Here is a 3,836-nt window from a genome sequence, read left to right as displayed (position 1 = left end):
CCGCTGCAGCTTCAAGTAGAAAGGGGATAACAGCAATCACAGAAGCGGCTTCTGCTCCACCTTAACCACCCATTCAGCGTGCGCAAGGTGTTATTGACCATCAGGAAAATCGCTATGACACAACCGACTTCACGTAAGGCAGATCTGGTCTATCAACTCAATGATCGTCCCCCTTTGCCTCAAACTCTCTTCGCAGCCTTGCAACATCTGCTGGCGATGTTTGTCGCCGTGATCACCCCATCGCTGATCATTTGCCAATCCCTTGGTGTACCTGCCGATCAAACCAACACCATCATCAGCATGTCTCTGTTTGCTTCGGGTTTGTCATCCTTCATTCAAATCCGTACCTTTGGCCCAATTGGCTCAGGTTTGCTTTCCATTCAAGGCACCAGCTTTAACTTTTTAGGCCCGATTATCGGTGCTGGACTTGCGCTCAAAGCAGGCGGTGCAGATATAGAGACCATGATGGCCGCGATTTTTGGCACGATTTTGGTCGCCTCAAGCGCTGAAATTTTACTGTCTCGCGTGCTGCAATTTGCTCAGCGCGTGATTACTCCGTTGGTCTCTGGGATTGTGGTGACCTTAATTGGCCTAACGCTGGTACAAGTCGGATTGATTTCTATGGGTGGCGGTTATGCGGCTATGGCTGATGGCAGCTTTGGTAGCCTCGATAAGCTTGCGCTAGCTGGCACCGTATTGGCGATCATTGTGCTGCTGAACCGAGCGCACAACCCTTACGTGCGAGTGGCTTCGATTGTGATTGCGATGCTGGTAGGTTATGTAATGGCGTACCTGATGGGCATGGTCAATACCGACAACTTGGCGGAAACCCAGCTCATCGCGCTACCTATTCCGATGCAATATGGCTTAGGTTTTGACTGGTCGCTGTTTATTCCTCTGGTGCTGATTTTCCTTATCACGGCACTAGAAGCGATTGGTGATATCACGGCGACCTCCGAAGTCTCTGGTGAGCCCGTGAAAGGCCCCATGTATATGAAGCGTATCAAAGGCGGCGTATTGGCGGATGGCCTCAATTCCGCATTAGCCGCGGTATTTAACAGCTTTCCAAACTCCACCTTTAGCCAAAACAACGGCGTGATCCTATTAACCGGCGTTGCCAGCCGTTATGTGGGTTACTTTATCGCGGGCATGTTGGTGCTGCTTGGTTTCTTCCCCGGCGTTGCAAGCTTTGTACAGTTGATTCCTGAACCTGTGCTTGGCGGCGCAACGATTGTGATGTTTGGTACGATTGCTGCGGCAGGCGTGCGCATTATCTCTCGCGTCGATTTGGATCGCCGCGCGATTCTGATCATGGCGCTCTCCTTCTCAATGGGTTTGGGAATTGCGCAAAAGCCAGAGATTCTGCAGTTTATGCCGGAATTTATTAAGAATCTGTTCTCTTCAGGTGTAGCCGCAGGTGGTATTACCGCTATCGTGCTTAACTTGCTGCTGCCAGAAGTACGCCGAGATGAAAACGCCGCTTCGGTTACCGAAACGGCGCAAGAGTCAAACTAACGGTTCAATCAGGGCTAACTTAGGTTAGCCCTTTTGCTGCTTAGTCGGGAAACTAATTTGAGCACGCAGCCCCCCTTGGCTGCGATTGCTGACCGACACCGCGCCATGATGCTGGCTGACAATCCGCTTCACAATCGCCAGCCCCAAGCCCGTCCCTTCACTGCCCCGCGCGGTATCCCCACGAGTAAAAGGCTCAAACACTTTATTCACTTGGCTTGGATCGATACCCGGCCCATTGTCTTCCACAGACAGCCAGACTAGCTTCTTATCGGCCGTCATGCCGCTACTCACTTTGACCCAACCGTTGCCGTAGCGCAGCGCATTCACTACCAAGTTACTCAGTGAACGCTTAATTGCAATCGGGTTGCCCAGGGCGGGCGCGAGTCCTGCTTGTAACTCGGTTTCAATCTGCACTTCGTAGCCCCCTTCAGAGCTTGCTACATCGCTCGCAATATCATTCAGATCCACCGCTTCAAACGCTTCACGATTGACGGGTTTCAGGTAATCCATAAATTGGCTGATGATCTGGTTACACTCTTCGGTATCGCTGATGATGCTCTCAGCTAGGTAGCTGTCTTCTGGTGACATCATCTCGGTTGCCAAGCGGATGCGGGTCAGGGGCGTGCGGATATCATGACTGATCCCCGCCATCAACAGCGCGCGATCTTCTTCCAGTGCTTGAATGCCTTTCGACATCCGATTAAACGCGCGCGTTACCGAGCGGATTTCTAGCGTGCCTTGCTCAGGTAGATGTGGTGGCGTTTCTCCACGGCCTACCATTTTGGCGGCTTTTTCCAAGGCAATCAGTGGACGGTTTTGCAGACGAATAAACAGCCAGCCACCAATTACAATCAGTAGCGCCATAATAATGCTGTTACGAAACAGCGGCGCGAAATCTTCTTCTTGCAGTTCAGAGAGTGGAATACGCAGCAACTGGCCGGGCAGAGAATCGATCTTCATCCACAGGATGTAGCTCTCTTCGCCCAACGCCATGCGCACTTCTGTGGGTGAACCCAGCTCACTACTCATCTCTTCGCTCATCAAATCCAAACTGATCGCGTGTTGATATTCGACCGCTTCGGGGCTGTCGTTACTATGAATCGTCACCCCTAATTGCTCAAGCACACGCCTTTTGAGCAACGCATCCATTTCGGAACTGACATTGGGATTACTGGTGTCATCGAGCATCAAGCTGATTTCATGGGCAAGAATTTTGTTGAACTGCTGCAAACTTGGCAGCAACGCATAGTTAAAGACGGCGTAGTAAGAATAGATTTGGCTAGCGATCAATAGGGAGAAAAACAGCAGGATCGATTGGGTAAATGAACTGCGAATTCGCATAAGGCACCTAAATGTAGCAAGGGCACGCGCGGAGCGAGGACGCCCTTGCCCGGCGTGCCTAAAAGAAGTTAGTTGGCGGCTTTACCATCAGGAACAAACACGTAACCGAGTCCCCATACGGTTTGAATATAGCGCGGTTTACTAGGGTCAACTTCGAGCATACGACGTAGACGAGAAATCTGTACGTCAATCGAGCGCTCCATCGCGGAATATTCGCGGCCACGCGCCATGTTCATCAGTTTATCGCGCGAAAGCGGTTCACGGGCATTGGTCACCAGCGCTTTCAACACGGCAAATTCACCGGAAGTGAGTGGCATTGGCTCCTCACCACGGAACATTTCACGCGTACCAAGGTTAAGGCGGAAATCACCAAATTCGATCACTGTCTCTTCAGCGCTCGGCGCTCCCGGCGCTTCAATCACTTGGCGGCGCAGTACCGCTTTAATGCGCGCCAACAGTTCACGCGGGTTAAACGGCTTTGGCAGGTAATCATCGGCACCAACTTCTAGGCCGACAATGCGGTCAATCTCATCGCCTTTGGCAGTGAGCATCAGAATCGGGATCATATTGTTGGAATTGCGCAAACGTCGACAGATAGACAAGCCATCTTCACCCGGCAACATCAAATCCAGCACCATCAAATGGAAGTTTTCGCGCGTCAGCAGACGATCCATCTGCTCGCCGTTAGCCACACTGCGGACTTGAAAACCCTGCTCGGACAGGTAACGCTCAAGCAGCGCACGCAAACGCGCATCATCATCTACCACTAAAACTTTATGATTTTCCACCATGATCCCACCTAACTGTTGTTCAATTCCCGACTCTTCGGGCGAGTAAAATGTAACATCGTTACCGCTCACCGCGCGTAAAGAATTGTTAATCTTTATGTCTTTGTATAATCAGACGACTTCGATTTCGCGCCTCATCCAAAGGGTATAACGGAACTGCTCATAATTCGCAATCAATAGTCGTAATATTCT

Annotated in this window: 3 protein-coding genes; 1 reads left to right on the top strand and 2 read right to left on the bottom strand. The window is 51.1% G+C overall.

Annotation, left to right across the window (positions count from 1 at the left end):
• Window positions 1-114: 114 nt before the first annotated feature.
• Window positions 115-1,515 carry a uracil-xanthine permease family protein gene (locus GOU96_RS17080; protein WP_162796964.1) on the top strand — a complete coding sequence of 467 codons (1,401 nt, stop codon included), beginning with the start codon at window positions 115-117 and terminating at the stop codon, window positions 1,513-1,515.
• Between the two features lie 24 nt (window positions 1,516-1,539).
• Here GOU96_RS17080 and envZ read toward each other — a convergent pair whose 3' ends face one another.
• Both envZ and ompR read right to left on the bottom strand, forming a co-directional pair.
• Entirely contained in the window at window positions 1,540-2,856 is a 1,317-nt protein-coding gene (gene envZ, locus GOU96_RS17075) for a two-component system sensor histidine kinase EnvZ (protein WP_001222687.1), read from the bottom strand.
• 68 nt (window positions 2,857-2,924) lie between these two features.
• Window positions 2,925-3,647 (bottom strand): two-component system response regulator OmpR, encoded by a 723-nt coding sequence (gene ompR / locus GOU96_RS17070; RefSeq protein WP_000230025.1) that lies wholly within the window; start codon window positions 3,645-3,647, stop codon window positions 2,925-2,927.
• Window positions 3,648-3,836 lie beyond the last annotated feature (189 nt).

Origin of the sequence: Vibrio sp. R-1 (genome assembly GCF_035615595.1) — a bacterium.
GTDB lineage: Bacteria > Pseudomonadota > Gammaproteobacteria > Enterobacterales > Vibrionaceae > Vibrio > Vibrio cholerae.
This window is presented reverse-complemented; position numbering and strand designations above follow the sequence as displayed.